This is a genomic window from Aeoliella fuhlenseeensis (genome assembly GCF_052161615.1).
GTDB lineage: Bacteria > Planctomycetota > Planctomycetia > Pirellulales > Lacipirellulaceae > Aeoliella.
Genome location: NZ_CP197417.1, coordinates 3136880 through 3162783 on the forward strand (window position 1 = coordinate 3136880; position 25904 = coordinate 3162783).

Annotated in this window: 23 protein-coding genes; 13 read left to right on the forward strand and 10 right to left on the reverse strand. The window is 60.5% G+C overall.

Annotated features, from left to right (window positions below):
* The first annotated feature begins 17 nt into the window (after positions 1–17).
* The 9 genes from SH292x_RS12415 (at position 18) to bioA (ending at position 8451) form a co-directional block, all read left to right on the forward strand.
* Complete coding sequence (locus SH292x_RS12415; RefSeq protein WP_442481318.1) at positions 18–998, forward strand: hypothetical protein; 981 nt, start codon at positions 18–20, stop codon at positions 996–998.
* 48 nt (positions 999–1046) lie between these two features.
* Positions 1047–1886: an alpha/beta hydrolase gene (locus tag SH292x_RS12420; protein ID WP_442481319.1), complete on the forward strand. Its 840-nt coding sequence runs from the start codon at positions 1047–1049 to the stop codon at positions 1884–1886.
* Positions 1887–2126: 240 nt separating this feature from the next.
* Positions 2127–2399, forward strand: a complete 273-nt coding sequence (gene rpmB / locus SH292x_RS12425; RefSeq protein WP_442481320.1) for a 50S ribosomal protein L28 — start codon at positions 2127–2129, stop codon at positions 2397–2399.
* 14 nt (positions 2400–2413) lie between these two features.
* Positions 2414–2704, forward strand: a complete 291-nt coding sequence (gatC, locus tag SH292x_RS12430) for an Asp-tRNA(Asn)/Glu-tRNA(Gln) amidotransferase subunit GatC (RefSeq protein WP_442481321.1) — start codon at positions 2414–2416, stop codon at positions 2702–2704.
* A 50-nt stretch (positions 2705–2754) separates the two neighbouring features.
* Complete coding sequence (locus SH292x_RS12435) at positions 2755–2964, forward strand: hypothetical protein (protein ID WP_442481322.1); 210 nt, start codon at positions 2755–2757, stop codon at positions 2962–2964.
* 49 nt (positions 2965–3013) lie between these two features.
* The gene (gatA, locus tag SH292x_RS12440) at positions 3014–4549 is read left to right on the forward strand and encodes an Asp-tRNA(Asn)/Glu-tRNA(Gln) amidotransferase subunit GatA (RefSeq protein WP_442481323.1); all 1536 of its coding nucleotides are present in this window, start codon (positions 3014–3016) and stop codon (positions 4547–4549) included.
* Between the two features lie 165 nt (positions 4550–4714).
* Entirely contained in the window at positions 4715–6181 is a 1467-nt protein-coding gene (gene gatB / locus SH292x_RS12445; protein ID WP_442481324.1) for an Asp-tRNA(Asn)/Glu-tRNA(Gln) amidotransferase subunit GatB, read from the forward strand.
* A gap of 7 nt (positions 6182–6188) precedes the next feature.
* Entirely contained in the window at positions 6189–6980 is a 792-nt protein-coding gene (locus SH292x_RS12450; RefSeq protein ID WP_442481325.1) for an SAM hydrolase/SAM-dependent halogenase family protein, read from the forward strand.
* Between the two features lie 82 nt (positions 6981–7062).
* Entirely contained in the window at positions 7063–8451 is a 1389-nt protein-coding gene (gene bioA / locus SH292x_RS12455; protein WP_442481326.1) for an adenosylmethionine--8-amino-7-oxononanoate transaminase, read from the forward strand.
* On the opposite strand, the gene SH292x_RS12460 is transcribed toward bioA, so the two are convergent.
* Entirely contained in the window at positions 8406–10286 is a 1881-nt protein-coding gene (locus tag SH292x_RS12460; protein ID WP_442481327.1) for a sigma 54-interacting transcriptional regulator, read from the reverse strand. The genes bioA and SH292x_RS12460 overlap by 46 nt on opposite strands.
* A 245-nt stretch (positions 10287–10531) precedes the next feature.
* On the opposite strand from SH292x_RS12460, the gene SH292x_RS12465 reads away from it, so the two are divergent.
* Positions 10532–11350, forward strand: coding sequence for an enoyl-ACP reductase FabI (locus SH292x_RS12465; protein ID WP_442481328.1), 819 nt, complete (start codon positions 10532–10534; stop codon positions 11348–11350).
* Here SH292x_RS12465 and SH292x_RS12470 read toward each other — a convergent pair.
* Both SH292x_RS12470 and SH292x_RS12475 read right to left on the reverse strand, forming a co-directional pair.
* Positions 11347–12234 carry a helix-turn-helix domain-containing protein gene (locus SH292x_RS12470; protein ID WP_442481329.1) on the reverse strand — a complete coding sequence of 296 codons (888 nt, stop codon included), beginning with the start codon at positions 12232–12234 and terminating at the stop codon, positions 11347–11349. The genes SH292x_RS12465 and SH292x_RS12470 overlap by 4 nt on opposite strands.
* A 98-nt stretch (positions 12235–12332) precedes the next feature.
* Entirely contained in the window at positions 12333–13808 is a 1476-nt protein-coding gene (locus tag SH292x_RS12475; protein ID WP_442481330.1) for an aldehyde dehydrogenase family protein, read from the reverse strand.
* A 485-nt stretch (positions 13809–14293) separates the two neighbouring features.
* On the opposite strand from SH292x_RS12475, the gene SH292x_RS12480 reads away from it, so the two are divergent.
* The 3 genes from SH292x_RS12480 to SH292x_RS12490 all read left to right on the forward strand — a co-directional run bounded on the left by SH292x_RS12480 (position 14294) and on the right by SH292x_RS12490 (position 17801).
* Positions 14294–14872 (forward strand): hypothetical protein, encoded by a 579-nt coding sequence (locus SH292x_RS12480; RefSeq protein ID WP_442481331.1) that lies wholly within the window; start codon positions 14294–14296, stop codon positions 14870–14872.
* A 250-nt stretch (positions 14873–15122) separates the two neighbouring features.
* Positions 15123–16325 (forward strand): polysaccharide pyruvyl transferase family protein, encoded by a 1203-nt coding sequence (locus SH292x_RS12485; RefSeq protein WP_442481332.1) that lies wholly within the window; start codon positions 15123–15125, stop codon positions 16323–16325.
* A 474-nt stretch (positions 16326–16799) separates the two neighbouring features.
* Positions 16800–17801: a hypothetical protein gene (locus SH292x_RS12490; RefSeq protein ID WP_442481333.1), complete on the forward strand. Its 1002-nt coding sequence runs from the start codon at positions 16800–16802 to the stop codon at positions 17799–17801.
* 183 nt (positions 17802–17984) lie between these two features.
* On the opposite strand, the gene SH292x_RS12495 is transcribed toward SH292x_RS12490, so the two are convergent.
* The 7 genes from SH292x_RS12495 to SH292x_RS12525 all read right to left on the reverse strand — a co-directional run bounded on the left by SH292x_RS12495 (position 17985) and on the right by SH292x_RS12525 (position 25801).
* On the reverse strand, positions 17985–19133 hold the full coding sequence (locus SH292x_RS12495; RefSeq protein WP_442481334.1) for a hypothetical protein: 1149 nt from the start codon (positions 19131–19133) through the stop codon (positions 17985–17987).
* 135 nt (positions 19134–19268) lie between these two features.
* Positions 19269–20213 carry a phosphatidate cytidylyltransferase gene (locus SH292x_RS12500; RefSeq protein ID WP_442481335.1) on the reverse strand — a complete coding sequence of 315 codons (945 nt, stop codon included), beginning with the start codon at positions 20211–20213 and terminating at the stop codon, positions 19269–19271.
* Positions 20214–20276: 63 nt separating this feature from the next.
* Positions 20277–20885, reverse strand: a complete 609-nt coding sequence (locus tag SH292x_RS12505; RefSeq protein ID WP_442481336.1) for a lysophospholipid acyltransferase family protein — start codon at positions 20883–20885, stop codon at positions 20277–20279.
* 102 nt (positions 20886–20987) lie between these two features.
* Entirely contained in the window at positions 20988–22232 is a 1245-nt protein-coding gene (locus SH292x_RS12510; RefSeq protein WP_442481337.1) for a glycosyltransferase, read from the reverse strand.
* A 6-nt stretch (positions 22233–22238) separates the two neighbouring features.
* Positions 22239–23768: a lipopolysaccharide biosynthesis protein gene (locus tag SH292x_RS12515; RefSeq protein WP_442481338.1), complete on the reverse strand. Its 1530-nt coding sequence runs from the start codon at positions 23766–23768 to the stop codon at positions 22239–22241.
* Positions 23769–23776: 8 nt separating this feature from the next.
* The gene (locus SH292x_RS12520; RefSeq protein WP_442481339.1) at positions 23777–24652 is read right to left on the reverse strand and encodes a polysaccharide deacetylase family protein; all 876 of its coding nucleotides are present in this window, start codon (positions 24650–24652) and stop codon (positions 23777–23779) included.
* A gap of 18 nt (positions 24653–24670) precedes the next feature.
* Complete coding sequence (locus tag SH292x_RS12525) at positions 24671–25801, reverse strand: GNAT family N-acetyltransferase (RefSeq protein ID WP_442481340.1); 1131 nt, start codon at positions 25799–25801, stop codon at positions 24671–24673.
* Positions 25802–25904 lie beyond the last annotated feature (103 nt).

A 25904-nucleotide genomic window follows, 5' to 3' on the forward strand; every position in this document is an offset into this window, starting at 1 on the left:
ACGGAACAGGCGTTCTCATGATCTCCACCACACGCGTGGCTTGCTGGGCTGCCGCCTGCATTGCAGCCATTAGCCACTGCTCTCCTGCCCTGGCGGTGAACCAGAACCTCAATCTGCAATTGCTGCCGACCACGACAACCACCAATCGGTTGACTGTCAAGGTGACAACCAATGGTATGAGCGATTCGGAACTCACCCGTGCCAGTGGAAATATCCTTAGCACGATTGGCTACGACATCTTCGAGGGGCTTCCGCTTGTTCACTCTATCCGGTTTACGGGGGGAAGCTTGGCTCTCAACGGTGCAACAACTTCTAACGTTGTGCTTAATCTTGGCAACTTCATCGTGGGCCTCGATATCGTGGGGGCCGGCTTGGGAGGTCGCCTGGATACACCATCGCCTCCCAGTTTGGTTACGAATGGCTCGTTCAATACGGCAGATCACCTTGTCCGCATCAACACCGGCACGCTCACTGCGACAGGGCGAGGTCTGTTAGGCAGCATTAACGAGACGATTAATCTCAGCACCGATCCGCTCGACCTCCAGACCCAAGGCACATCGACTATCGCCGTTGCACAGACAGCCACGGCCGGACTGAATCGTACTTTCGAAGTGACGTTGCAACTCCCAGTCGATGCCACTGAATTGATCACGGACCCCACTGACATCACCATTGAAGTCGACGGCACCGTCACCGCTCGCTCGACGTTTACCGTCGCTTTCCCCCTCGAAGGCGACTACAACGGCGATGGCGAAGTGAACCTTGCCGACTACACGGTGTGGCGAGACTCGCTCGGTGCGACGGGCAAGACCCTCGCCGCTGATGGCAATTTCGATTGGGTGGTGGATGCCGCAGATTACGGCCTCTGGACGAACAACTTCGGCGACGAAGTACCCGGCGCATTGCTTGCTCCCGCCTCAGTGCCCGAGCCCGCATCGGTTTTGTTGGTACTGGGTTGCTCGATAGTTGGGTTACGTCGCCGCGGGCGCCGGGGTTAGGATGATGGCTCACCATAGCCCTCACCTTGCTCCTTCCGCAGGCACACCATGACGCTGCTACTCCGCACCCTCCCCCTCGTCGCGATTCTTGCCACGAGTTCGTCGCTACTTGCCGCCGAGAAGTTCTCCACCCGCGATGTGGTCTATAAGAAAGTGGGCGATCGCGAGTTGGTTATCGATCTGTACGAGCCGACCGCCAAGTCGGAATCGCCCCGCCCGGCAATCGTCTACTTCCATGGCGGCGGCTGGGGCAAAGGGAGTCGCAAGTCGTTCGAAGGCCGTGCTCGGCGCTACGCCGCGATGGGCATTCCGTGCGCGGCGGTTGAGTACCGCTTCATCAGCCGCAAGCCCAACGATCCACCCATCGTTTGCATTCAGGATGCGAAGAGCGCGATGCGTTGGGTTCGCTCGCACGCTGAGGAACTGAACATCGACCCCGACAAGATCATGGCCAGCGGCAGCTCGGCCGGAGGCCACCTCTCGGCCGCGGTCACTCTGCTTGACGGCGTCGACGACCCCGCGGACGACCTAAGCGTCTCGCCCAAAGCCAACGCGATGGTCCTGTTCTGCCCTGTGCTCGACAACGGCCCCGACGGCGGCTACGGCAACGATCGCTGCGGTCCCAACTGGCGGGACTATTCCCCCGCGCACCACGTCGTGAAAGGCGCGCCGCCAACCCTGATCTTCGCCGGCCGCGACGACCAAACCGCCAAACTGGTCCTGCTCGACCGCTTCACCACGGCCATGCACGAAGCCGGTAACTCTTGCGAACTAGTGGTCTTCGAAGGGGGCCACGATTTTGCGAGCGGCCGGGTGCACCCCAAGAATGCCAAGGCCGTGGAGGAATCGTATGACGAGTTTCTTAAGGATCAGGGGTGGTTGAAGTAGCCGCCACCGGGCACCTTAAACAATTGTACCGAAAGCACTTAGCCCCTCATCGTTCGATCCCAAAAGCGATGAGCGCGGGGTAACGTGACCTTGTTCTCATGCGATTCTCCTGAAAACTTGCCGGAACAAGGCATCCAGGGGCCTCCACCAAGCCGATCCCACGTTGCATATCTCCAGTACTCCGGTATACTTACGAGCTTTCCAATACCAGCTTTGGGCTGACCGTAGCGAGAGACCATCATGGCGAAGCAATGCGAAGTTTGCGGCAAGGGGCCGCAGATGGGAAATCAAGTCACTATCCGTGGTAAGAAGAAGTACCTGGGTGGCGTGGGTACCAAGATCACCGGCATCACTCGCCGGCAGTTCAAGCCCAACCTCCAGCGGGTGCACGTCACCGGCAAGGATGGCAAGAACGTGACGCAACTGGTCTGCACGCAGTGCATTCGCGGCGGTGGCATCCGCAAGGTTGTCCAGCGGGCTCCGTTCAGCGTTCCGCAAGCGGCCGGCAAGTAGCCGCACCCTCGCCCATGGCACTCACTAAGGCCGACGTCGAAAAGGTCGCGCTGCTCGGACGGCTCATGCTGACGCCGGACGAGCTAGAGTCGATGACCGCCGACCTCGCCGGCATTGTCGGCTACGTGGACCAGCTCGCCGAGGTGGACACGGACGACGTTGCGCCGATGGTGCACGCCATCGAGCTCCGCAACGTCACCAAGGACGACGCCGTCGCCGCAAGCCTGCCCCGCGGCGAAGCCCTGGCCAACGCGCCCAAACACAACAACGAGGGCTATCTGGTGCCTGCGGTGATGGGTGATTGAATGATTGCTTATAACTCCGCGGCGAGTCTTGTTAGTACATGAGCCCTCATTTGATTCAACAACTTCATGATGAACTGAGTTGCTTGGGTCAGGCTCAGCTAACGGAAGTGCTCGCGTTCGTCGAAGCTCTGAAAGCGGAGAGCAAGCCACTACGTCCGCGCCTCGAAAAAATCGTCGGCGGCATCTCGGCTGAAGATCTAGCGGCGATGAAGTTAGCGATCGAACAGGACTGCGAACATGCTCCGACGGCGGCTTCTTGAGTCTTGCATTAGATAGTGAAAGTACTTTTTCCAGCGAACAGCCCCCTCCATGTCCCTCACCCAGCTCACCGCCGTCGAACTAAGCCGACAGCTCGCGGCGGGCGAGGTGAGTTCGGTTGAACTCACGCAGGCGTATCTCGATCGCATCGCGAAGTACGATGGTGCCGTTGGCGCCTTCCTTCGCCACGATGCCGATCGTGCCCTCTCGACGGCCAAGCACATCGACGAACGTCGCGCTGCCGGTGAGAAACTCGGCCCGCTCGCGGGCATTCCCGTCGCGGTGAAGGACATTCTCGCCGAAGTCGGCGAGCGAACCACCTGCGCGTCGCGAATGCTCGAAGAGTTTCGTGCTCGCTACGACTCGACCGTCGTCGCCCGGCTGAAAGCCGCCGACGCCGTGCTCATCGGGCGGACGAACATGGACGAGTTTGCTATGGGTGGCTCGACCGAGAACTCGGCGTTCCAGTCGACGCACAACCCGTGGAACCTCAAGTGCTCGCCCGGTGGTTCGAGTGGTGGTGCCGCCGCCGCGGTCGCCTCGGACATGGCCCCACTCTCTATCGGCACCGACACCGGCGGGTCGATTCGCCAACCCGCCAGCTTCTGTGGCGTCACGGGACTTAAACCAACTTACGGCCGGGTGAGTCGCTACGGGTTGGTGGCTTACGCGAGCAGTCTCGACCAAGTGGGCCCGCTCGCCCGCAGCGTGGACGATGTTGCCCTGCTCTACCAAACCATCGCCGGCCACGATCCACAGGACTCGACCTCGCTCGACGAACCCCACGCTCTGGGGTCGTCCCTCGATACACCACTCAAAGATCTTCGCATCGGCGTCCCCAAGGAGTTCTTTGCCGAAGGGCTCGACGCCGAGGTGGAAGCCGCTGTTCGCGAGGCGTTATCTACCTACGAGTCGCTTGGTGCGAAACTAGTAAAAATCTCTCTGCCGCACAGCAAGTACGCCGTAGCGACCTACTACGTGATTGCCCCGTGCGAGGCGTCGAGCAACCTCGCTCGGTACGATGGCGTGCACTACGGTTATCGCGCCGACCAAGCGACCATCGCGACTGAGCTTGCCGCCGAGCGTGCTGCCCTTGAAGAAGCCGGCGAGCGCCGCGCCGCGCAGAATCTCGACTCGGTGCTCGTACGGATGTATCGCAAGAGCCGCAGCGAGGCGTTCGGCCCCGAAGTAAAACGCCGCATCATGCTCGGCACCTACGCCCTCAGCGCCGGCTACTACGACGCCTACTACTTAAAGGCTCTCAAGGTTCGCAGGCTGATTCGCCAGGACTACGATCAAGCGTTCGAGAAGGTCGACGTCGTCGCCGGCCCCGTTGCTCCCACGCCCGCGTTCGAACTCGGTTCGTTAACCGACGATCCGCTCGCCATGTACTTGGTCGACCTTTACACCGTCAGCGCCAACCTCACCGGCATCCCCGCCCTGAGCCTCCCCTGCGGCATCAGCAAATCAGGCCTGCCGATCGGCCTGCAACTCCAAGCCAAGCCGCTCGCCGAAGATACCCTCCTCCGCGCCGGCAAGATGTACCAAACTGCGACCGACTGGCACAACAGGCGCCCGCCTTTGTAGAACGGCGTGTAGGTCCGCTGACTTAGGCGGGCATAATGACCAATTCAGAATTACCAATGACCAATGATGAAGTGGATAAGCGTTGCTTAGAGATCATTGGTCATTGTTAAATCGTCATTGGTCATTCCTCGATTGAACTATTGAAGCAAGCAGCTCTCACCATTCATGCCCCAATACACCACCATCATCGGCCTTGAAGTTCACGTGCAGCTTGCCACGAAGAGCAAGTTGTTCTGCCGGTGTAGCACGCAATTTGGGGCCGAGCCGAACACGCAGACGTGCCCCGTGTGCATTGGGTTGCCGGGTTCGCTGCCGGTGATGAATCGCGAAGCACTTAGTCTGGCTCTCAAGACCGCGGTTGCACTCAACTGCACGATTCCGCCCCTCACCAAGTGGGACCGCAAGCAGTACTACTACCCCGACTTGCCGAAGGGGTATCAGATTTCGCAGTACGACATGCCGATGTCCGAGCATGGATACCTTGAAATCTCGGACTCGAAAGATCGTTTTGAAACGAAGCGAATTCGCATTCTCCGCGCGCATCTCGAAGAAGACGCCGGCAAGAGCGTGCATGACGAAGTCGCTGGGCGAGCGGACAGTGTGATCGACCTCAATCGCACGGGAACGCCCCTGCTCGAAATCGTTAGCGAGCCCGACATGCGTTCGCCGCTCGAAGCTCGAGCATATCTCGACGAGCTGAAACTTTTGCTCACGTACATCGGCGTCTCCGATTGCAACATGCAAGAAGGGAGCCTTCGCGTCGATGCGAACGTCAACCTGCACCTCGACACCGACGCCGGCAAAGTGGCCACGCCGATTGTCGAAATCAAGAACATGAACAGCTTCCGCGCCGTCGAACGAGCCATCGAGTACGAAGCTCGCCGGCAGTACGACGTGTGGGAAGAAACCGGTGCGAAGCTCGGCGACATGCCCAAGCAGACTCGCGGCTGGGACGACGCCGCGGGCGTCACGCGCGGCCAGCGGAGCAAGGAAGAGTCGAGCGACTACCGCTACTTTCCGGATCCCGATTTGGTGCCCGTTGAGTTCAGCGAGGTGGAGGTGGCCGATGCCCGCGGTTCGCTAGGCGATTTGCCGGCCGACCTGCGCCGGCAACTCCAAGCCGATCACGGGCTCTCGCTCTACGACTCCGAAGTGCTGGTAAACCAAGGCCGACCGTTGCTCGACTATTACCTCGCCGCCGTAAACGTTGCGGGTGATGCAAAGGGTGTCTGCAACTGGGTGACGCAGGACGTCCTGCGCGTGCTCAAAGACTCAGAAGCGACGATCGAAACCTTCACCATCGCACCCGCTGCGCTCGGCGAGTTCGTCGCCAAGCAGAAATCGGGCGAACTTCCTAGCGCACGCAGTCGCGAAGTGTTCGACGCGATGCTCACAAAGAATCTTTCGGCCACCGAGGCAATGCACTCCCTCGGTATCGAAGAAGTTGACGACTCCGAACTCGAAGCAATCTGCCAGTCGCTGCTCGACGCCAATCCCCGCGTGGTCGACGACGTGAAGAATGGCAAACAGCAGGCGATTGGCGCGCTGATTGGCCAAGCCAAGAAGCAAAACCCTAATGCCGACCCAGGCCGAGTCCGCCAGATTTGCCTCGACCTGATTGCGAAGATGTAATCGCCGCATGAACCCTCCCTCGATCGTCACCCTGACCACCGATTTTGGCGAGGGGAGCCGGTACGTGGGGGCGATGAAGGGCACGCTACTCTCCATCAATCCGGCGGTCACGATCGTCGACATTACTCACGCGATCCCACCACAGGACGTGCTCCAGGGAGCCATCGCGCTCGCCGAGGCTACCCTGTATTTCCCTGAGGGGACCTTGCACATCGCGGTCGTCGATCCGGGCGTGGGGAGCACTCGGAGAATTCTCTACGCCGAGATCGCCGGCCAGCGGTACGTGCTGCCCGACAATGGACTTTTGTCGTGCTTGGCGGATCTTGCGGAACCCACTACCATGCGAAGTGTTGAAAACAAGGATTGGTTCCGACCGGACGTTTCGCGAACGTTCCACGGCCGCGACATCATGGCCCCCGTGGCCGCGCGATTGTCGCTGGGTGCCGATCCTGCGGAACTTGGTCCGCTGTGCATGGACTTCGTACGGATAGCTCTACCTCAGGCGGAACAAGTGGCAAATAAGATCAATGGGGAGGTGACCGAGGTCGACTCGTTCGGCAACCTGATCACCAACATCACCGCCGACATGCTCGAAGGGGTCCCACGGGGCGATGGCACCCGCGTCCACTGCGACGATCATGAGACCTTCGGCATCTTCGAGGCCTACTCCGACCAGCCTCCCATGACCCTCATCGCGCTGGTAGGCTCAGGGGGCAAGCTCGAACTCGCAATCGTCGACGACTCGGCAAAAATCATGCTCGGCGTACGAGTTGGTACCGCCGTCACCGTCGAGTGGTGAGCCTTGCATCCCCTGCAACGTACTTCGAATAGCCCCGAGCAAGCCTGCTCGGGGTCGATTTGTCACCGCCCCATCGCCCGCCATGCACGACCAACTCTACGACTGGGACCGCACCCACCACTGGCACGCCTTCACGCAGATGGCCGAGTACACGCCGCTGGTGATCAAGCGTGCCGAAGGCGTGTGGCTCTACGACACCGAGGGGCGACGACTGCTCGACGGCGCGAGCAGCATGTGGTGCAACGTCCACGGGCATAACCACCCGGCGATGAACGAGGCCATCGTCCGCCAACTCCATCGCGCCGCGCACATCACCACGCTCGGCATGACATCGGACATCACGATCGAGCTCGCCAAACGCCTCGTCGATATCACGCCTAATGGTTTGAATCACGTGTTCTTCTCCAGCGATGGATCGAGTGCGAACGAAGTAGCGCTGAAGGCCGCCTTTCAATACTGGCGGCAATGCGAATCGCCCCAGCCACAGAAAACCAAGTACCTGACATTCGGCGAAGCCTACCATGGCGACACCATCGGTGCGGCAAGCGTCGGCGCGATTGGCAAGTTCCACGATTTGTTCAAGCCGCTACTTTTCGACGTGATCCGCGCCCCGCAGCCCGACTCTCGCCGACTTCCGAAAGGATTGAACGGCGACGAATCCGCGAAGTTCTTTCTCGATGAAGTCGAAGCGATTCTCTGCGAACACGCCGATGAGCTTGCCGCCATCGTCATCGAGCCCTTGGTGCAAGGTGCCGCAGGGATGGTCATGCAGCCCACCGGATTCGTGCGGGGCTTGCGTGAACTCGCCACCAAGTACAACGTGCTTCTGATCGCTGACGAAGTGGCCACGGGTTTCGGACGCACGGGCGCGATGTTTGCCTGCGAGTCCGAAGGAATTACCCCCGACTTCATGACGCTCGGGAAAGGGCTAACCGGTGGCTACCTGCCAATGGCGGCAACGCTCACGACCAGCGAGATTTGGAATACATTCCTGGGTGACGCCGCGTCGGGCCGCGCGATGTACCACGGACACACCTATAGCGGCAACCCACTCGCTGCCGCGGCGGCGATGGCTTCGCTCGATCTTTTCGAGCAGAACGATTTAATAGCCAATCTCGCTCCCAAGATCGAACACCTCGGCAACCGCCTCGCCGCGATTGCCGAGCATCCCAACGTGACGGGCGTCCGCCAGCGAGGCATGGTGATCGCGTTCGACATCATAAGAGATCGAGTCACCGGCGAGACATTTGCCCCCGAGACCCGCGTCGGTCAGCGAATTGCCGAAATCGCGATGGAGCAAGGCGTTTGGATTCGGCCTAGGCCGAACATGTGCTACGCGATCCCCCCGCTCGCGATTTCAATCGACGAGATTGATATCCTTATGGACGCGATAGAGAATGGCGTGGAGCAATCCGTCACGGAAGCTCATTCCTCGCCCGTCTCCATGCCGAGCGATCGCATCTTGCGATAAAGATTCGAGCGATGCACGCCGAGCAGTTTCGCCGCCTCGGTGACATTACCTCGGACTTGTTCAATCGTGCGGCGGATGTAGTCGACTTGAAACTCGTGCGTGGCGTCCTGCAGCGCCATGCCAGTCTGCACTCCACCTTCGTTCTTCGCACCGGGCGAAAGCGTAAAGGCAAGGTCGTCCGCGTCCACCTTGTCGCCAGCCACTAGGTAAGCAACTCGCTCCATTAGGTTACGGAGCTCACGAACATTGCCGGGCCATGAATGCGCCACCAATCGCTTTTTCGCGGCAGCGGTGAGCACTGGCGTACGCCTGCCCTGCTTCAGACTAAGTTGCTTCAGGAAGTGCTCGGCCAGCGTGATGATGTCGTCGCCCCGCTCGCGAAGCGGTGGCAATTCGAGCGTCACGACGTTCAAGCGAAAATAGAGATCTTCGCGGAACTTCTTCTGCCGAACCAGCTCGGCGAGATTCTGATTCGTCGCGGCAACAACGCGAACGTCCGTCGAAATTGTCTCATGCCCACCGACGCGAACGACTTCTTTCTGCTCAAGCACCCTCAGCAGTTTCGCCTGCCCGCTGAGACTCATGTCGCCGATTTCATCAAGAAATAGCGTGCCCCCTGATGCCACTTCAAACTTGCCGGGCCGCGATTCGTTGGCTCCCGTAAACGCTCCCTTTTCGTGGCCGAACAGCTCGCTTTCCAATAACGTCTCGGCGATCGCTGCGCAGTTCACGGCGATTAAGGGCTCGGCACGTCGAGGACTGCGGTAGTGAATCGACTGGGCGACCACCTCCTTACCGGTGCCATTTTCACCGAGCACGAGCACCGCGAGGTCCGACGCCGCGACCTTCGCGACTGTAGACCGCAGTGCTTCGATCGCCGGGCAGTTGCCCACCATCTCGATACGATTCTCGGCCGCGTCGACCAAGAGCTGATGACGTTCGAGAATCTGCTCCCATTCTTGCGTGTTGCCGAGAGCAACCGCCGCGTACGCCGCGAGCTCTACCAACCCCGTCAGATCTTCCGGCGTGAAATTGCCGGCGCGTTTATTGAGCAGCTCGAACGCCCCGAGCGTCGTACTATTGGGAGCCACTAGTGGAACACACAGGATCGTCTCAGTCGTGTAGCCGGTCTTCTTATCGATAGCACCATGAATAGCGGCGCGATCGTCGAGCCGATCCACCCGCTCGGGTTCGCCACTCTGCACCACTCGCCCCACGACTCCCGCACTATCAGGCACTCGCAGTTCGTTGTTCGCCATGCCGAGTGCGGGGCGACCGACAAGCTGCTTGTGTGGCTTATCCCAGAGAAAGATCGTCGCGCGGTCGCATTCGAACTGCGACGTCGCCGCCTCGGCCATGCGATTGAGGAGCGTTTCGAGGTTGTCGGACTGCGCCCATTGATGCGTGATCTCGAGCAGCGTCTCGAGTCGCTCGGCGTGAAGCTTCTCGCGCCGCCGCGAACGCACCAAAGCGCAAGCGGCACCAAGCCCTTGGCTGAGCACGCCGCGATCGATGTCGGTCGAACCAGCAAACAGCAGGGCCGTAGGCGGAAAAGTAGCTTCCGCGGCCGACCACAACGGGACCGCTCCCCAACCATTCGACTGCTTGGCGGCACCCGTATCGAGGGCATCCGCGGCGAGATCGAGTGGAAGTTGTCCCGTCATGCTTCCGGCGGAGGCCGTCACCACCCAATCGGGCGGCTGCGACCGCACGAGCGCCGCGGTCTTGATTCCGCCAGCCTCTGCCAATCGCCGAACGATGAACGAGTGAAATGCCGTTTCGTCCTTAGATTGTTGAATATCGGCGAGCAGCTGTGACCAATCGAGCGAGGGCATGGCTTCAGAAGTTACTAAGTGATTCGACGCGGTTCGGTTAAAGTGTCGCGGTTATGGGTACAGACTAACGAAGTGACGCGGTTTTGCAACTGTGGCGCGAACAATTCTGATGGCGCTGCGACCAGTTAGGGAAACCCAAATGCGGCCCTAGTGGGGGTTTACGCCGCAGGGCATCGATTGGTACTTTGGGGGCGGTGCGGCGCGGGCCGCCGGCTTGTGACCCAACTCCTCCTGGAACGGATAGCGTGATGTTTGAAGGAAAGCGTGGCCTCATTACCGGCGTGTTCAACAAGCAGTCCATCGCCTGGGCGATCGCCGAAAAGATCATGGAGAACGGCGGCACGTGCGGCTTCTCCTACATGCCCGACAAGCCGGACGACGAGCGTCAGAAGAATCTAAATCGCATCCAGAAGCTTACCGAAGGCAACCCGAGTGTCGCGTTCCTCCAGCCCATGGACGTAACCAAAGACGAGCAAATCGCCAACCTCATGGGTGTCGCCAAGGACAAACTGGGCAAGCTCGACTTCCTGCTGCACTCCATTGCGTTTGCTCCCCCTGAAGACCTGAAAAAAGACACCGTCGAGTGCAGCCGCGAAGGCTTTCGCATCGCGATGGAAATCAGTGCGTACAGCCTGCTGGCGCTCGCGAATGCAGCCCGTCCACTGTTGCACGAAGGTAGCACCGTTTTGACGCTCACCTATTTTGGTGGCGAGAAGGCGGTACCGGGCTACAACATCATGGGCGTATGCAAAGCAACGCTCGACTCGATTGTGAAGTACTTGGCGTTTGACCTGGGTGCGGCAGGTGTTCGCGTGAACGCTCTGAGCGCCGGTCCGCTACAGACCATCAGTGGCCGCGGAGCGGGCGTCGACGAGATGCTCGGGTTGTACGAGGCGGTGGCTCCGCTGGGACGTAACGTGACGCACGACGAAGCGGGCAAGTGCGGTGCATTTCTGCTCTCCGAGATGTCGAGCGGCGTCACCGGCGAGATCCTGCACCTCGACGCCGGCTACAACATCATGGGCTCGCCGGGTCGGATGCTCGACAAGTTCAAGACGAGCTAGTTCGCCTCACCTTGGGCGTGCAGCTCGCTCACGTATTCATCTGCGAGCTTCGCAAGACTGTGCATCGAGCGGCTGAAATGGTGACATGCGATCAAAGGTTGAAGCTCGCTACCAAACGCCTGGCCACCAACAATCCAACGAGTGAGTCCAGCGGTCGGGATGAATAGGTCGTTGTTGGCTTGAGTGACGAACACGTTCGCGTTGTCGAGGTGAGTAGCACTCAACAACGCCAAGTCCGGTGGGTTCTTCTCAACCGCTGCGCGAATCTCGTCCAGAGGTAGCGAAATACCTAGGACCCTGGCGTCCCACCCTTTCTCGCGTAGTACGAGCTCCGCCAGTCGCGAAGGAAGTTCCGCGTGATCATCCGACGGGGTGGTGACGATCGCTCGCGGTGCTCCTGGTTCGGGGAGGGGCAGCATGCGGCGGAGGTTATGCAACGTCGCGATCGCGATCTCGCACGCCCGCCGCTCCTGATGCACGCTGAACTCACCGCGAGCCCAACGATGACCAATCTCGTGAAAGACGGGTGCGATCACTTGGTCCGCGATTTCGACCATCGAGTGCCCAGCGTGGTATAGCGGCTCGATGATCGCCTGACTCGCCGACTCGTCGCCGGCGGCCAGCGTCTCCACCAGCGGTTCGCACGCGTCCTCCAGCCGGCACTTCACGTGCTCGGCGGCGAGGCCGAGCAGTTCGGGCCGGACGATCGCGTACCCCTGCTCGCGCGCGAGCTTCACCACGGCAGCCAAGGGCAGCTTGCGGTGACCTCCGGCCGTTTTCACGGCTTCGAGCTTCCCGCTGTCGACCCATCGTTTGATGGACGACTCGCTGACCCCCAGGGCCTGGGCGACTTGTTTCGGGGTGAATTTGCGCTGCATCGGCATGATGCGTTTTCTCGTTGAATCAACTCGTGACGTACCGCTCGGCGGACACGCGACGGGTGGTCCAAAAGTCGACGCACCTTCGCTAAGCCCCCGCACGACTAGCCCAGGGCCAGCGTGACGGTCTTATTCTCAGTGTAGGCTGCCAGACCCGCTTCGCCCAATTCCCGGCCGATTCCGCTCTCTTTAAAGCCACCAAACGGGGCCGCGGCGTCGAAAACGTCGTAACAATTCACCCAAACCGTACCAGCGCGGACCTTGGCGGCAAACCGGTGGGCCTTGCCGATGTCGCGGGTCCAGACCGCGGCGGCGAGTCCGAAGTTGGTGTTGTTCGCCCGGTGAATGAGCTCGTCGACATCGCTGAACTTCAGCACGCTCAGCACGGGGCCGAAAATTTCCTCGCGGGCGATTCGCATGTCGTCTGTCACTCCGGCGAACAGCGTTGGCTCGATGAAGTAACCCCGATCGCCCACGCGGTTGCCACCGGTGATGCAGCTTGCTCCGTCCTGCTTGCCGTACTCGACGTACTGCATGATCTTGTCGAACTGAGCCTGATCGACCTGCGGACCTTGCTTAGTCTCAGGATCAAATGGATCGCCCACAGGATGGCCCGCGTTGTACTCGGCGATGCGGTCGACCACGTCGTCGTACACGCGGTCCTCAACGAACAATCGGCTTCCAGCACAGCAGCACTGGCCCTGGTTGAAATACAGCGCGAAGTGCGCCCCGGCGATGGCCTTGTCGAGGTCGGCGTCGGCGAAGATCACGTTGGGACTCTTGCCACCGAGTTCAAAAGTCACCCGCTTCATCGTTTCGAGCGCGGTGCGCTGAATAATCTTCGCGGTGGAGCCTTCGCCTGTGAATGCGATCTTATCGACTCCAGGATGAGCGACAATCGCGGCACCCGCGGTCGGACCGTAACCTGGGACGACGTTGATCACGCCATCGGGAATGCCGGCCTTTTGGGCGAGACGGGCCATTCGCAGGCAGGTGAGCGGCGTTTGCTCGGCGGGCTTCATGACGATGGTGCAGCCGGTCGCAAGTGCCGGGCCCCACTTCCACGCGGCCATCAGCGCCGGGAAGTTCCAGGGAATGATCTGCCCTACGACGCCCACCGGTTCGCGGCGGGTGTAGCACAGGTAGTCGCCGCGGATCGGAATGGTGTCGCCTTGAATCTTGTCGGCCCAACCTGCGTAGTAGCGAATGCAGTCGATCACCAGCGGGATGTCGGCGTTGCGCGAGTCGCTGATCGGCTTACCGTTGTCGAGCGTTTCGAGAGCCGCGAGCTCGTCGGCCTCGGCCTCGATGAGGTCAGCCAGCTTGTACATCAAGCGTCCGCGATCGCGTGCGTCCATCCGCGACCACTCGCCATCGTCGAACTGAGCCCGAGCCGCCTTCACCGCCTTGTCGACATCGGCCTTATCTCCCTCGGCGACTTCGCAGATGACCTCTTCGGTCGCGGGGTTGATGGTTTCGAACGTCTTGCCACTGGCGGCCGGAACCCACTGGCCATCGATAAAGCAAGTGGTCTGGCTGACTTTCGGTTGCGAGACTTTTTTTGGTGCTGCGGTCGCCATTTCGAATAACCTCCTGGTCCTTGAAAAACGCACACAAGCGTTCGTTGAGTTTGTTCTGTGTCGCCCTCTCAGCACTCGGCTGACTGGGTAGCGCAATCGCGGCAGGTTAGGCGAGGGAGTGTGTTTTGTCCAGAAATTGATTGACTGCGACTTTACGCTTTTTCGTCCCGGTGTTCGACTTTTCGTTACTCCTTCGCCCGCAACGCTTTACGCGATGCTGGCGAGGCGCGATGCCAAACGTTTTGTCGCAGGGGGTGCGACAAAACCACCTTCCGCCGCCATTTGGAGGTTGCCGAAGCCACCTCCTTGTACCACCCTTCGTAAGCTCGAACGGTGTACTTTCCTCCATTAGATCAAGCTGGTGAGTACTTTCTAGTCACATTCTGAAAAGATTTTGAAATGGTATTTTGTGGAGTCTGGAGAGGGAAAAGCGGAATGCTGGAGCGCTGTCTCGACTTCGCGAGAACGAATTAGAATAGACCCCTATGTTTTGGCCACTCGTCCTTCCTATTCAATGGACCGCCGCCATCCTGTTCGGGCTTGGCCTGCTAGCGGTCGCTACTGCCCCGCTGCTGAAGCGTAAGCGGACTGCGACGTTCTGGTGGGTACTGTTGGTCGTAGCCTTGGCCTTCATACCGTCTTGCACCGGCATCATGACGGTATTGGACTCGGTTCGGTTCGGAACCTTTCAGTACGCGACGTTTGGTGACGTCGACGACGTTCGTGTGGAGCGATACTTACCCCCTGCCGCGACCGACATCCGGGTCCGCAAGCACATGCAGGGATTCGACGCGAAGTTTCGAATTAGCGAATCCGCCTTGGATCGCTATCTTGAATCGCTATGGGATGAGTACGGCGACGGTTCCACTTTCTCGCGGGCGGAGTATCAAGAATCGAAACAGAGAATTTCGCGATCTCATCCCTTCCTCGACGATCCAAAAGAGTGGCCGCCTCTCACCAATCCAGTAGAGTTCCAAAGTCCCACCGCCCCCAATGGAGCCGGCTTCACCATCTGGTACAGCAAGGAGGACGGTGTCGCTTACGAACGCGCGAGTTACTGGTAGGTTGTACTTTTCGGCGTCGGGGCTGCCTAGAATAGCTGCTGCTGAAGTGTTCCTGCCTCTAGACCCGGCGACACCGCGTGTCGGAGGATTCGATGTCTTGCCTTGTCGCGAGCAATACGACCTGCTTCTCCTGCCCCCCTAACCTCGGGCGCTAGTCGCGCTGCTAATTGCCATGAATGTTTCGCCACGCTCTGAGCTTTCCCGCCGGTCGTTTCTTGCAGCTTCGGCCTGTGCGGCTGTTGCGACAACGGTGTCCGCAGCCGAGGGGCGCAGGCCGCGGTTGGTTTTGCGGTCGTCGTGGCAGACGGTGAACATTGGGGACATCGCTCACACGCCGGGCGTATTGCGACTGCTGGAGGAACACCTGCCGGAGGTCGAAGTGCGGCTATGGCCTTCGAGCGTCGGTAACGGCGTCGAGCAGATTTTGAGGGCCCGGTTTCCGAACGTGGCCATTTTGAAGACCGATGCCGAGAAGCAGCGGGCGATGGCGGAGTGCGACTTCCTGCTGCATGGCTCGGGGCCGTCGCTCGTTGCGGAGCGGGACGTGCTGCATTGGGCCGAGGTGACCGGCAAGCCGTACGGCGTGTATGGGATTACGTTCTCGGAGACGAATTACTCCCTTCGACCGCAGTCGGAGGAGGCGCTTGCTCGAACCATCGGAGCCTTGAGTGGTGCGCGGTTCGTCTACTTTCGCGACTCAGTGTCGCTGGAGCTGGCGAAGTCGAAAGGGTGCCGGGCGCCGATCATGGGGTTTGCTCCCGACGGAGCGTTTGCCGTCGACCTGACCGACGAGGAGCGCGCCGCCGAGTTTCTCGCTCGGCATGGGCTCGAGCGCGGGAAGTTTTTGTGCTGTATCCCTCGCCACCGTTACACGCCGTATTGGAGCATTCCGGAGAAGAAGGCCCCGTTCGATCCGCGCAAGCATGAGTACAACCAGCGGCACGTCGCGAGCGATCATGCGCCGCTCATCGAGGCAATCGTAGCGGTCGTCACGCAAGCCGATATGAAGGTGCTACTCTGTCCGGAAGATCAGACGCAGATGGAGCTGGGCAAGAGTGCGATTTATGACCAACTTCCGGAAGAGGTTCGTGCGAAAGTGGCGTGGCGGCCCGACTACTGGCTGACGGGCGAGGCCAGGAGCGTGTACCTGCAGAGCGCGGGGTTGTTCGGGCATGAGATGCACAGCCCGATCATGTGCATCGGCTCGGGCGTGCCGGCGATCGTTTGTCGTTCGCAGGAGCAAACGAGCAAAGGGTTCATGTGGCGTGACATCGGGCTGGAGGATTGGCTGTTCGACCTGGACAAGCCCGAGGAGGTGGCGAGGATCGCGCCGGCGGTGTTGCGGATCGCTCAAGAGCCGGCGTGGGCAAAGGAGAAGGCGGCCGTAGCCAGGGCGCGGGTGGAGAAGCTGCAGGCGGATACGATGCGGGTGGTGGGCGAGGCGCTGGGGTGACGGCGGGAGGTTTTGTTTGCTTCCCTTAGCAATTGGTGACACTTTCTCATGTCCCGATGGGTTCCCGCTGCGGGGCGAGCCGCAGCCGTGTATCTTTTCTATCATCCAAAGTGCCGCTGGAGTGGTCGCTTGCTTGCACTCCGGGCACCGACGCTTCCGGCTCGCCGAGGTTGGTTCCCACTCGACCAGTTCAGAAATCCGTACGAACTTTTTTCAGCTAGCGGCGAGAAAAACCCGTGCGTGCTGCGTAGTGATGTACTATGTTGATCGCGTCGGCTCGAAAGGTTCGAGCGCGATGACACAGTGATGTCGGGACGACTTCACAGGCGAGAAACTGGGCAAGGCATGTCGGAAATCGCTCTAGGGCGGTGGGCACGGTTTTGGTACGTTGCCCCACGTCGAGAAGGTGCTCGACCGATGCTAGCATGCAGCCCGCGTCGCCCGCTGTTACCCACCGCGAACCTGGAGTGAAGCATGGAAGCTCGCTCGAAGTACACGGCCACCGCGCCCGCTACTCTTGCTATCAGTGCCTTGGTGCTGTGCCTTCTTGCGTCCGTGGCCGATGCCGCACGCTATCAGACCACGAACTTCATCATTCAAGCTCCGACGCCCGAATTGGCGAAGGAGATTGGCGACACGGCCGAGTACTGGCGCCGCGAACTGGCGATCAAATGGCTTGGTCAAGAGATGCCGCCGTGGTCCCGTGCTTGTCCGATCAAGGCCGACGTGGCACCTCACATGGGTGCCGGCGGCGTGACGACGTTTGTGTTCGATCGCGGCGAAGTCTTCGACTGGAACATGACGGTCACCGGCTCACGCGAGCGAGTGCTCGATTCGGTGCTGCCGCACGAGATTACGCACACGATCTTTGCCTGCCACTTCCGCCAACCCCTGCCCCGTTGGGCCGACGAGGGTGCTTGCACCACGGTGGAACATAAGAGCGAAATTGCCAAGCAAGAAGATTTGCTCATTCGCTTCCTGAAGACCGGCAAGGGGATTCCGTTCGCCAGCATGTTTGCGATGAAGGAGTACCCCCAGGACGTGCTGCCACTTTACGCTCAGGGTCATTCGCTGACGCGGTACTTGATCGGCACCTACGGTCAGGCGAAGTTCCTGGAGTTCATTGCCGATGGCATGGCCGACGAGAACTGGCCCCGCGCGGTGAAGCAACACTACGGCCACGACAGCCTGTACGCTCTGCAAAACGACTGGCTGAATTGGGTAAAGCAAAACCGTCCCGAACTGCCGGGCGAGATGCAAGGCGGCCAGGTGATGCTGGCGAGCAACAACGCCGTGCCAGCAACCCCTCAGCCGCCGATCACGCCGGCTGATTCGGTTGCGACAACAAGCCACGAGTCGGCGTACCTAAAGGTTGTCCGTGATCAGCAAGGCCAAGTTGTCCGCCGCGCCGAAGGCCAAGCCCCGGCTTATGTCGACGCTCCGCCCGCGGGTGCCGAGAAGACTTACTGGCGGTAGATTGCCAGAGAGCTTCGTGAAGTTGCCACGGCCCCAACGGGCCCCGCTCGCTCCGAGCTTGCGGCGATACGTTCTGGTAATTGGAAAGACTGTGGGAGGCCTCTCCGAGGCCGATTTCTACGTTGCGGCATCGGGCTAGGAGAGCCGTCCCACAAGAAATCGCGTGGAGCGCTTGGGGAACTTCTAGAGTCCGGGGTCGGGGACCACCCGGCTCACTTTGCGAGCGACGGCACCTGCTGTCATTATTGCGAGCAGCGCAATGGCAGCGCTTGCCGGCTCGGGGACCGAGGCCGCGCTGGTGGACCCCGCCGCGATACCAGTGGATAGCCCGGTGGACATTCCGTAGTTGGCCTTCCAGACTTCGTAGTCGGCCGCGTCGAACTGGCTTCCTAGCCCATCCCGCCACACGGTGTAGTCGGCGAGATTGACAATGCCATCGCGGTTGAAGTCGCCGGGCGAAGACTCGATTCCAGTCAATGGGTCATTTGAGACAACTTCCCAAACAGTTTCGCGCACCAACTGCCCAAGTAAAGCGGTCGGCATTATGTCGCGGCCATGTGTTCCCGGTGTTGAAGGCCAAAACCCATTCTGTAGTTCTGGGTAGAGGACGGGATTCTGCTTGTGCATCACCGCCCACATTGTCGTCTGAGCGACGTAACGGCCCACGTTATTAGCATGCCTAGTATCACGATATAGGTCACCAGCGTCGCTAATGCCCGGGTACGCCCCCTCCTCAAACTTTCGATCTAAGGCAGCCCATACATCGCCGACTGGGACTAAGTTTACTCGTCGCCCAGGCAGATCCTCGCGAACCTCAGCCAGCGCATATTCATACCATGAACGTCGATGTACCATGTCGCCGGAGTCTTCGTAAACCGCATCGGGGTCGGCATACCACTCTTCTCGAAATCCGCTCGCTTGGTCGGCCTCCCATGGCCAAGTTGCGTACATCAGAATCTCGGCGTCATCGTTGGTCATCTGCGCCATGGTAACGAAGGACTGAATCTCCGTCGCATTGCTATATCCCGTGTAGGGCTGGAGCGTAACAACATCCCACTCATTATTCGCAAGCGCCTGCGTAAAGTACCCGAAACTCGACGGATCGGCACAAACGCTCTGAGGATTCGCCAGCATGTTGGACAGGGCCGAAGCACACTTGATATGCCAGCCGACTTCGTCATGGAGGGGACGGTTCGGGAATGCAGTTACCCAAGTATCGGCCGTCAGCGAATTCCCCACATGGAAGCTGCGAAACTCATCAGCGCGACCGACCGCACAAAGAGAGGCCAGCGTCGCAACTAGCGATAGAAGACTTCGATAAGAGAACCGCATACCCACAGACGCCTCAATGTTCCGGACTTCCAAATAGCATGGATTCACTCATTCTAAATGGGAGCTCCCGATCCTACAACCAAATGCATTTGAACGCCTGGAAAATAGCGGGCCGTCGGCGCGAGTTTGTCGGTATCAGTCCACCAGCAGCAGCTTTGCCACGTGGTAGAACACGGGGGCGGCGAAGCAGATGGCGTCGATGCGGTCGAGGACGCCGCCGTGGCCTTCGACTAGCGTGCCGAAGTCGCGGACGCCGCGATCGCGCTTGATGGCCGACATGGTCATTGCACCCGCAAAGCCCATCACCGCGATCAGCATGCTCACGAGGGCGGTGTGCCACAGCTCGTGGAACGGCTGGAAGAACAGGTGGTACGTCATGCCGACAAGGGCGGTGCTCGCTGCGCCACCGAGCATGCCTTCCCAAGTTCGTGTGCCACTAACATTGGGCGAAATGACGTTGCGGCCGTAGAGGCGGTCCCAGGCGAACATCAGGGCTTCGCTCACCAGCGACATGATCACCAGGAAGAATAACAGTCGCGAGCGATCGCTGTAGTCGCCGTAGTTCAGGTACAAAATGGCCGGCGCGAAGCCAAGGCAGTAAACGCAAACGAGCAAACCCGATTGGATCTTGGCGACGCGTTCGAGGAATCGTTTGGTATCGCCAGCGATGGCGACGCGTAGCGGAATGAACAGGAACCCGAATACCGGGATCAGGATGCTGTAGATGTCGTAGCGATCGTACCCCACCAGCACGTAGTGCAGCGGCGTGAAGAAAAAGAACACCCAGAACAGCGCGCGATGGTCGCCATGCCGAGTGGGGGTGAGCGTGATGAACTCGCGTAGTGCCCAGAAGCTAATCAGGCCGAACAGCACGACGGTGAGGCCGCGGCTGAGGAACGCCACGGCCAGCAAACAGCAAATGATCCACCACGCCCGAAGCCGGCCGTTGAAGGCGTTGACGGCCGCCGGATTGATACCCAACTGCGGCTGCCTGGCCAATAGCTGACCAAGCACCGTCGCCGCGCTCAAGAAAGCGACGATGGTGCCGGCGAGGGCCCAGTTGAGTTGGATGGGAGTCATGGAGTGGACTGGTGAAGTGGTGTCATTCCGACGGGAGTTCTGCGACCGAGGAATCTAGGTTGCCTAATTTTCTCGTTCGCGCAGCTTCAGCACCGCCGCCCGTGCACGGTCGAGAAACTCATTCTTCGTTTCTCCAGCCTCTAACCACAAGGGTGGGCCGAACGTCACGGTGGACAGCAGTGGTACAGGCAGGAACTCGCCTCGCGGCAGGATGCGGTTCATGTTGTCGATGTAAACGGGGATCAGCTCAAGGTCGGGGCGTTTCTTGGCCAGGTAGTAGAGGCCGCTCTTGAACTCGCCCACCGTCTCGCCGCTCGAACGTCCCCCTTCGGGGAAGATGATCACCGAGTAGGTCCGCCCGATCTCGCGGATCATGATGTCCACGGGGCTTTGGTGGACCTTGATCTCTTTGCGGTCGATGAGCATCGCGTTGTAAATCTTCGCGATGTACGGCCGGACGATGCCGCGGCTCCAGTAGTCCTTAGCCGCCGCGGGACGGGTGAGCTTACGGACCTCGTGTGGAAGTGCCGACCAGACAAGCACCACGTCGAGGTGGCTCGTGTGGTTGGCGAAGTACACACGCTGGCACGTGTCGGGCTGGCTATCCACCCAACGCACGCTCGCGCCGCTCAATAGTCGCGCGGTGGTGGTGAGGATGGCTTCGGTGATCATGCCAGCATGCGGACAGGTAGTGAATCGTGGGAGGGCTCCAAAGTTGCAGCCTCCATTATGATCGCCGCCGCCACGCTTCGCGAGTGTGCGAGGGTCGATCCGTTACGCGAGTGCCGGTTCCAGTGCTTCCATTTCCGGCTCAGGTTCCGGTTTGGCGGCCACTTCGAGCGTGTTTGCTATCTCCGGCAGCCGCTCGGGGAAGTCGAGCACCACGCCGGTTTTCTTCTCGTAGAGGCCCGCAATCAGGTCTTCGTACCCGTGGACCATGGCATCGAGCGACCATCGCTCGACCACCATCTGCCGAGCGGCGCTCCCCATCCGCTCGCGACGGAGCGGGTTATTCATGAGCTCAACCACCCATCCCGCCAGACGGTCGGCGTCGCCGGGCGGAGCGACGTAGCCCGTGTGGCCTTCGAGGACCGATTCGCTGACCGAGCCAACGTTGGTCGCCACGGTGGGGGTCGCGCAGCTCATCGCTTCGAGAATCGAAACGGGGTTCGCCTCGTTGTCGGAAGTGAGAACGTTGACATCGGCGACGTTCAACAGCGCCGGAATGTCACTTCGCGTGCCAAGAAACGTCAGGCAGTCGGCGAGCGAAAGTTGGCGGGCACGAGTTTCGAGCCGCTCGCGCTCCGGCCCATCGCCGACCACCAGGAACCTGGCCTCGGGAACTTGCCGGGTGACGCGCAGGGCGACTTCGAGGAACAGCTCGTGATTCTTCTCGGGCCGCAGCGCTGCGACGATCACGGCCACTGGCGCGGCGTGGGGAATGCCGAGTTCGTGTCGCAGTTGCTCCACGTCGATCCCTGGCGCGAAGCGATCGGTGTCGACGCCATTAGGTATCACGGCGACTTTGGTTTGCGGAAAGCGTTCGCACTCGACCAGAAACCGTCCGTGGCGTTCGGCGACGCCGATAAACGCATCGGTGATCGGCGTAAGCAACCGATTGAGCCGCCCCACGCCATCGGGCCAGCCCGTGCTATGTAGCGCCGAGCAAACCACCGGCACGCCCGCCCACCACGCGGCAATGCGTCCCCAGAACATCTTATCGCCTGCTCCGACGGTCACCACGGCGTCGATTTTGCGATCGCGCATCAATCGCGCTAGCCGGCCGACGACGCGGAAGTCGGACTTCTTTTCGATGAACTCGGCGTGGACGGGGATCTCGCCGGCGAGCATCTCGCCGAGCGGGCCGCGTTCTTTTAGGCAGCAGATCTCAGGGACCACGCGGTCGCGGTCCAACCGGCGAACGAGATTCACCAACAGCGTCTCCGCGCCACCAACGGGCATCGAAGTCACTAGGAACAAAGTCCGTAGCGGTGCAGTACGTATCGTGGAGTCGGGCATGGTTTGTCAGGCTTCACGGGCAAGGGGCGAACGCATGCCGGGGAACCAGCGACCAACACGATCGCGAGCCACACGGACAATGTTCTCCCGCTCTTCGTTAGAGAAAATCCAAGGGGTAAACACACACACGAAGGCAACCACCGCGCCGCAGGCGATGGCGATGCTGGTGCCTTGCGACAGACCAAAGGGCAACAGCACAATCAGCATGCTGCCCCGGTCGAGCCGCATATCGAGGCGCCAGTTGACGATCAGCTGCGCGACCATCGCCGCCATGGTGGCGAGCGCCGTCGCCATGACGGCACCTTGCAGTCCCAGAAGTGGCAGCAGCATGAAGTTGAGCGCAACGTTGCCACCCAGGCCAATCGCAAGTGGAATCGTCGCGTGCCGAGTCTTTTCGGCACACCAGACGTAGGTTTGCGAAACCAGCAGCAGGCTAAACCACACGCACGAGGCTAGCGCCCAGGGCAGGACGTAGAGACCTTCGTCGTACTTGCCGCCGAACGCGAGGTGGAACAGCACGGGAGTAAACAGCAAGACGCCGATGCCCAGAGCGAACATGCCCACGGCACCGAACTTCAAGGTCAAACGCAACTGCGACGACACCGCGTCGCGATTACCGGTTTCCCAGTCGTGGCTTAGATGGGGCGTGATCGCGCCGACCAGCAGGTTGGCGACCGATACCAGGATCATCGGCACGAGCATGCTGGTGTGGTAGTTGCCTACCAACACCAGGGCTTCGTGCTCTTGGAGACCGGCGTAATGAATCACCATGAAGCGATCGATCACGGCAAACAGGTTCGACAGCAAATTGGTCGCCCACACCCACACGGCGAATCGCAACAGCGGTGGCCAGAACGTACTGTGCGGCTCGGCTTCGGTTTCTTCGACCGTTTTCCAGTCAATTCGGCGCGACCACACAAGCACCGCCGCCGCGGAAAACAAACAGGCGGTGCCGTACGCGGCGATGATGCTCCATGAATCGGTCCGCCAGACCAACAGCAGCGTGAGCGAGAGCGCGGCGAACAACATGCTCTGGATAAACTGCATTGCCGACACCACGCGGAAGACGCGAAGGCCCGCGAACACGGCTTCGAGGAAGTGGTGCAAGATGACAGCCGCCAGGACCACGGCCACCAGTGCCATGAGCGATCCCTTCGACGAGTCGCCAAACACGAGCCACGCGAACTGCGGACGGAACAGAATCATCGCTCCTACCGTCAGACCGGTAAGAGTGACGGTCCACACGGTGGTACGGATCATGAACGTCTGCAGCTGGCCGCGCTGGCGGAAGCGTTCGAGGTAACGCCCAAACGAGCCGGGAAGACCGAGCACGGCCACCGGTGCTGCGAGCAGCAGAAATCCATAGGCCATGTCCCACACGCCAAGGGCGTCGGGCTCAAGCCATCGGCAAAACAACACCCCGCGGCCGAAGCCAATGCTTCGCTGCACGAGGTTCACCACCAGCAGCACCGCCACGCTCGCCAGGAGCGTATCGGGCCGGATGGGCGACGTTCGGAAATTGGAGTCCTTGGCCATCGTTTGACCTACGCACTCCATGCCGGTTTGGTGGTCGCCACGTTCGTAGCGGGAGGCACGCCCGGATTAAACGTGGGGCTGGTCATCTGCTTTACGCCATCGACGCTCAGCCAGTGCTTGAAGCGAATGAACTCGGGGTCGGCGTGGAAGCGTTCGAGGTGAAACGCGTCGCGGCCCGGGAAGTTGTAGCCCCCGTAGGCCGTGCAAACTCCCGCAAACCCGGCATCGCGGGCGACCTGGAAGCCTTCGGCCGTGAGATTCTGCGGTTGGCCAAATGGGAAGGCGAAGTACTTCACGCTTTGGCCAGTCATCTCTTCAAGGTCGTGCTTCGAGCCGACGATCTCGTCGACCAGTTGAGGCGAATCGACCTTGGCGAGGTCGGCATGAGTGCGGGTATGAGCTCCCAGCTCCACGCCAGCGCGGGCGAGCGAACGAATCTCCGCCGGCGTGTTCGGCGCCAAGGGCTTGCCCAATTCCACATCGTGCGAAAATGGCTGTCCCGACAGCACGTTGCCGGTGGTCACGAAATACGTGAAGGGCAGCTTCTGTTCGAGGAGCAGGGGTATCGCGTAGTCCATGTTGTCGGCGTAACCGTCGTCGAACGTAATCACGGCCGTCGGGCGGTGGTTCTTGCCACGGACGATGCGCCGCTGCGCTTCGGCGAGCGACACCACGTCGAATCGGCTCGATAGCCAGTTCATTTGATCGGCGAACGCCTTACGCCCCATGGTCCAGGGATTAGGGTGCTCGTCCGAGACGCGGTGGTAGAACAAGATCTGTACCGGCTCGCAACTTCGCGCGCGGCGCAGCAGGTCCATGGTCGTCCGCCACGGCGCGACGGCGTGGTAGTAGGTATTCAGCAGTAGTCGCTTGGCGGTGTTCACAGCAACAACCAATCGAGTTTACGAGTGCGAGGCGGGAGTAGGCGAGACGAGCGGACGCAGGCCAGCTTTAACGGCCGAAGCGACCGAGTCAGCCCAGTCGGCCGTTTGCGCGAGCCAGTTCGACGAGTGGCTTGGCGAGTAAACTCGCAGCCGGCTCGTTCCGCGAGGCGTCGCACGCCAGTGGGGTTTGTAAGGTTCGTCGCCACGCAGCAGGTCAAGCTGCGTGCGTCCTTCGGCGATTGCGTTTTGCAGGAACAAGATCATCGACAGCCGGCCTGGTTCGTCGGCAAGACGCTCGGGATCGAGTCCACCCTGGTAGGCGTAGATCGCCTTCGTGCCCGCGAAGTGGTACTCCACGGCGATCGGCGAGCCGTCGAGTTCGAGCCATGACAAGCGAAGTTGGTCGTTGGCGAGCAGTTTCTCCGCCACCACTTGGTGAAATGCAGCGAAACGGGGCGACGCGAAACAGCCCGGTTCGCCCAGGCTATTGCGACGGCGCTGGTGCAGATCCACCAGTACCGGCCACGCTTCGCGAAGTTGATCATCAGTCTCGACACGATGCCACTGCACCCGGTCGGAGAGCAGCACGCGGTCGTGGGCCTGGCGAAGCTGCTTGCGGTGCGACTTCGATTGCATCGCCAGGAACTCGCCCCAGGTCGCAGGCAAATCAATCGCCCAGCACTGCCCTTCGGGCGCCCACGTTGCGCGACAATCGTGGCCTTCGAGCAGTTTGGCGAGTGCCTGCATGGTCCCGTCTTGGTCGTCGATCGCATCGAGCTCCAACCGATTCCAGTCATCGGCCTTCGCTAGATGGGTGGCGATGGCCTCCAGTGCTTGAACGCGGGTAGCGGGGTCGCACAGCACGCTCAAGTGGTCGCTGCACACCTCGCCACCGCCGAGCCACCGCAGCACGACACCACGTGCACGTGATCGCTGCGCGTACCACGGGGCGATGGCAATCACTTGGTTGTTGTGGTCGCGAACGACCACGACGTACAGCGAATCGTGCTTCGATCGATGGTAGTGGTCCCACCAAGTGACGAGCCAATCGTAGGAACGAAACACGATGCCCGAATCCAAGCTGTTCCACGCCTCGCGTAGCGCGGGCAGATCAGCAGACTGGCGAACAACTTGGACTTGAAGATTCAACGGACAGGTCCGAACGGGTGGCGAGTTTCAACGAATTGAGGACAACCGCAGAGACAACGGTTAGGGAAGTTTGCCACAGACCGGGCTCGTTTCAACTCGTGGC

What these genes read in the sequence shown, in the direction of transcription:
- SH292x_RS12415 (WP_442481318.1), top strand. Translation starts at nt 18, where the DNA reads ATGATCTCCACCACACGCGTGGCTTGCTGGGCTGCCGCCTGCATTGCA.
- SH292x_RS12420 (WP_442481319.1), top strand. Translation starts at nt 1,047, where the DNA reads ATGACGCTGCTACTCCGCACCCTCCCCCTCGTCGCGATTCTTGCCACG.
- rpmB (WP_442481320.1), top strand. Translation starts at nt 2,127, where the DNA reads ATGGCGAAGCAATGCGAAGTTTGCGGCAAGGGGCCGCAGATGGGAAAT.
- gatC (WP_442481321.1), top strand. Translation starts at nt 2,414, where the DNA reads ATGGCACTCACTAAGGCCGACGTCGAAAAGGTCGCGCTGCTCGGACGG.
- gatA (WP_442481323.1), top strand. Translation starts at nt 3,014, where the DNA reads ATGTCCCTCACCCAGCTCACCGCCGTCGAACTAAGCCGACAGCTCGCG.
- gatB (WP_442481324.1), top strand. Translation starts at nt 4,715, where the DNA reads ATGCCCCAATACACCACCATCATCGGCCTTGAAGTTCACGTGCAGCTT.
- SH292x_RS12450 (WP_442481325.1), top strand. Translation starts at nt 6,189, where the DNA reads ATGAACCCTCCCTCGATCGTCACCCTGACCACCGATTTTGGCGAGGGG.
- bioA (WP_442481326.1), top strand. Translation starts at nt 7,063, where the DNA reads ATGCACGACCAACTCTACGACTGGGACCGCACCCACCACTGGCACGCC.
- SH292x_RS12460 (WP_442481327.1), bottom strand. Translation starts at nt 10,286, where the DNA reads ATGCCCTCGCTCGATTGGTCACAGCTGCTCGCCGATATTCAACAATCT.
- SH292x_RS12470 (WP_442481329.1), bottom strand. Translation starts at nt 12,234, where the DNA reads ATGCCGATGCAGCGCAAATTCACCCCGAAACAAGTCGCCCAGGCCCTG.
- SH292x_RS12475 (WP_442481330.1), bottom strand. Translation starts at nt 13,808, where the DNA reads ATGGCGACCGCAGCACCAAAAAAAGTCTCGCAACCGAAAGTCAGCCAG.
- SH292x_RS12480 (WP_442481331.1), top strand. Translation starts at nt 14,294, where the DNA reads ATGTTTTGGCCACTCGTCCTTCCTATTCAATGGACCGCCGCCATCCTG.
- SH292x_RS12490 (WP_442481333.1), top strand. Translation starts at nt 16,800, where the DNA reads ATGGAAGCTCGCTCGAAGTACACGGCCACCGCGCCCGCTACTCTTGCT.
- SH292x_RS12495 (WP_442481334.1), bottom strand. Translation starts at nt 19,133, where the DNA reads ATGCGGTTCTCTTATCGAAGTCTTCTATCGCTAGTTGCGACGCTGGCC.
- SH292x_RS12500 (WP_442481335.1), bottom strand. Translation starts at nt 20,213, where the DNA reads ATGACTCCCATCCAACTCAACTGGGCCCTCGCCGGCACCATCGTCGCT.
- SH292x_RS12505 (WP_442481336.1), bottom strand. Translation starts at nt 20,885, where the DNA reads ATGATCACCGAAGCCATCCTCACCACCACCGCGCGACTATTGAGCGGC.
- SH292x_RS12510 (WP_442481337.1), bottom strand. Translation starts at nt 22,232, where the DNA reads ATGCCCGACTCCACGATACGTACTGCACCGCTACGGACTTTGTTCCTA.
- SH292x_RS12515 (WP_442481338.1), bottom strand. Translation starts at nt 23,768, where the DNA reads ATGGCCAAGGACTCCAATTTCCGAACGTCGCCCATCCGGCCCGATACG.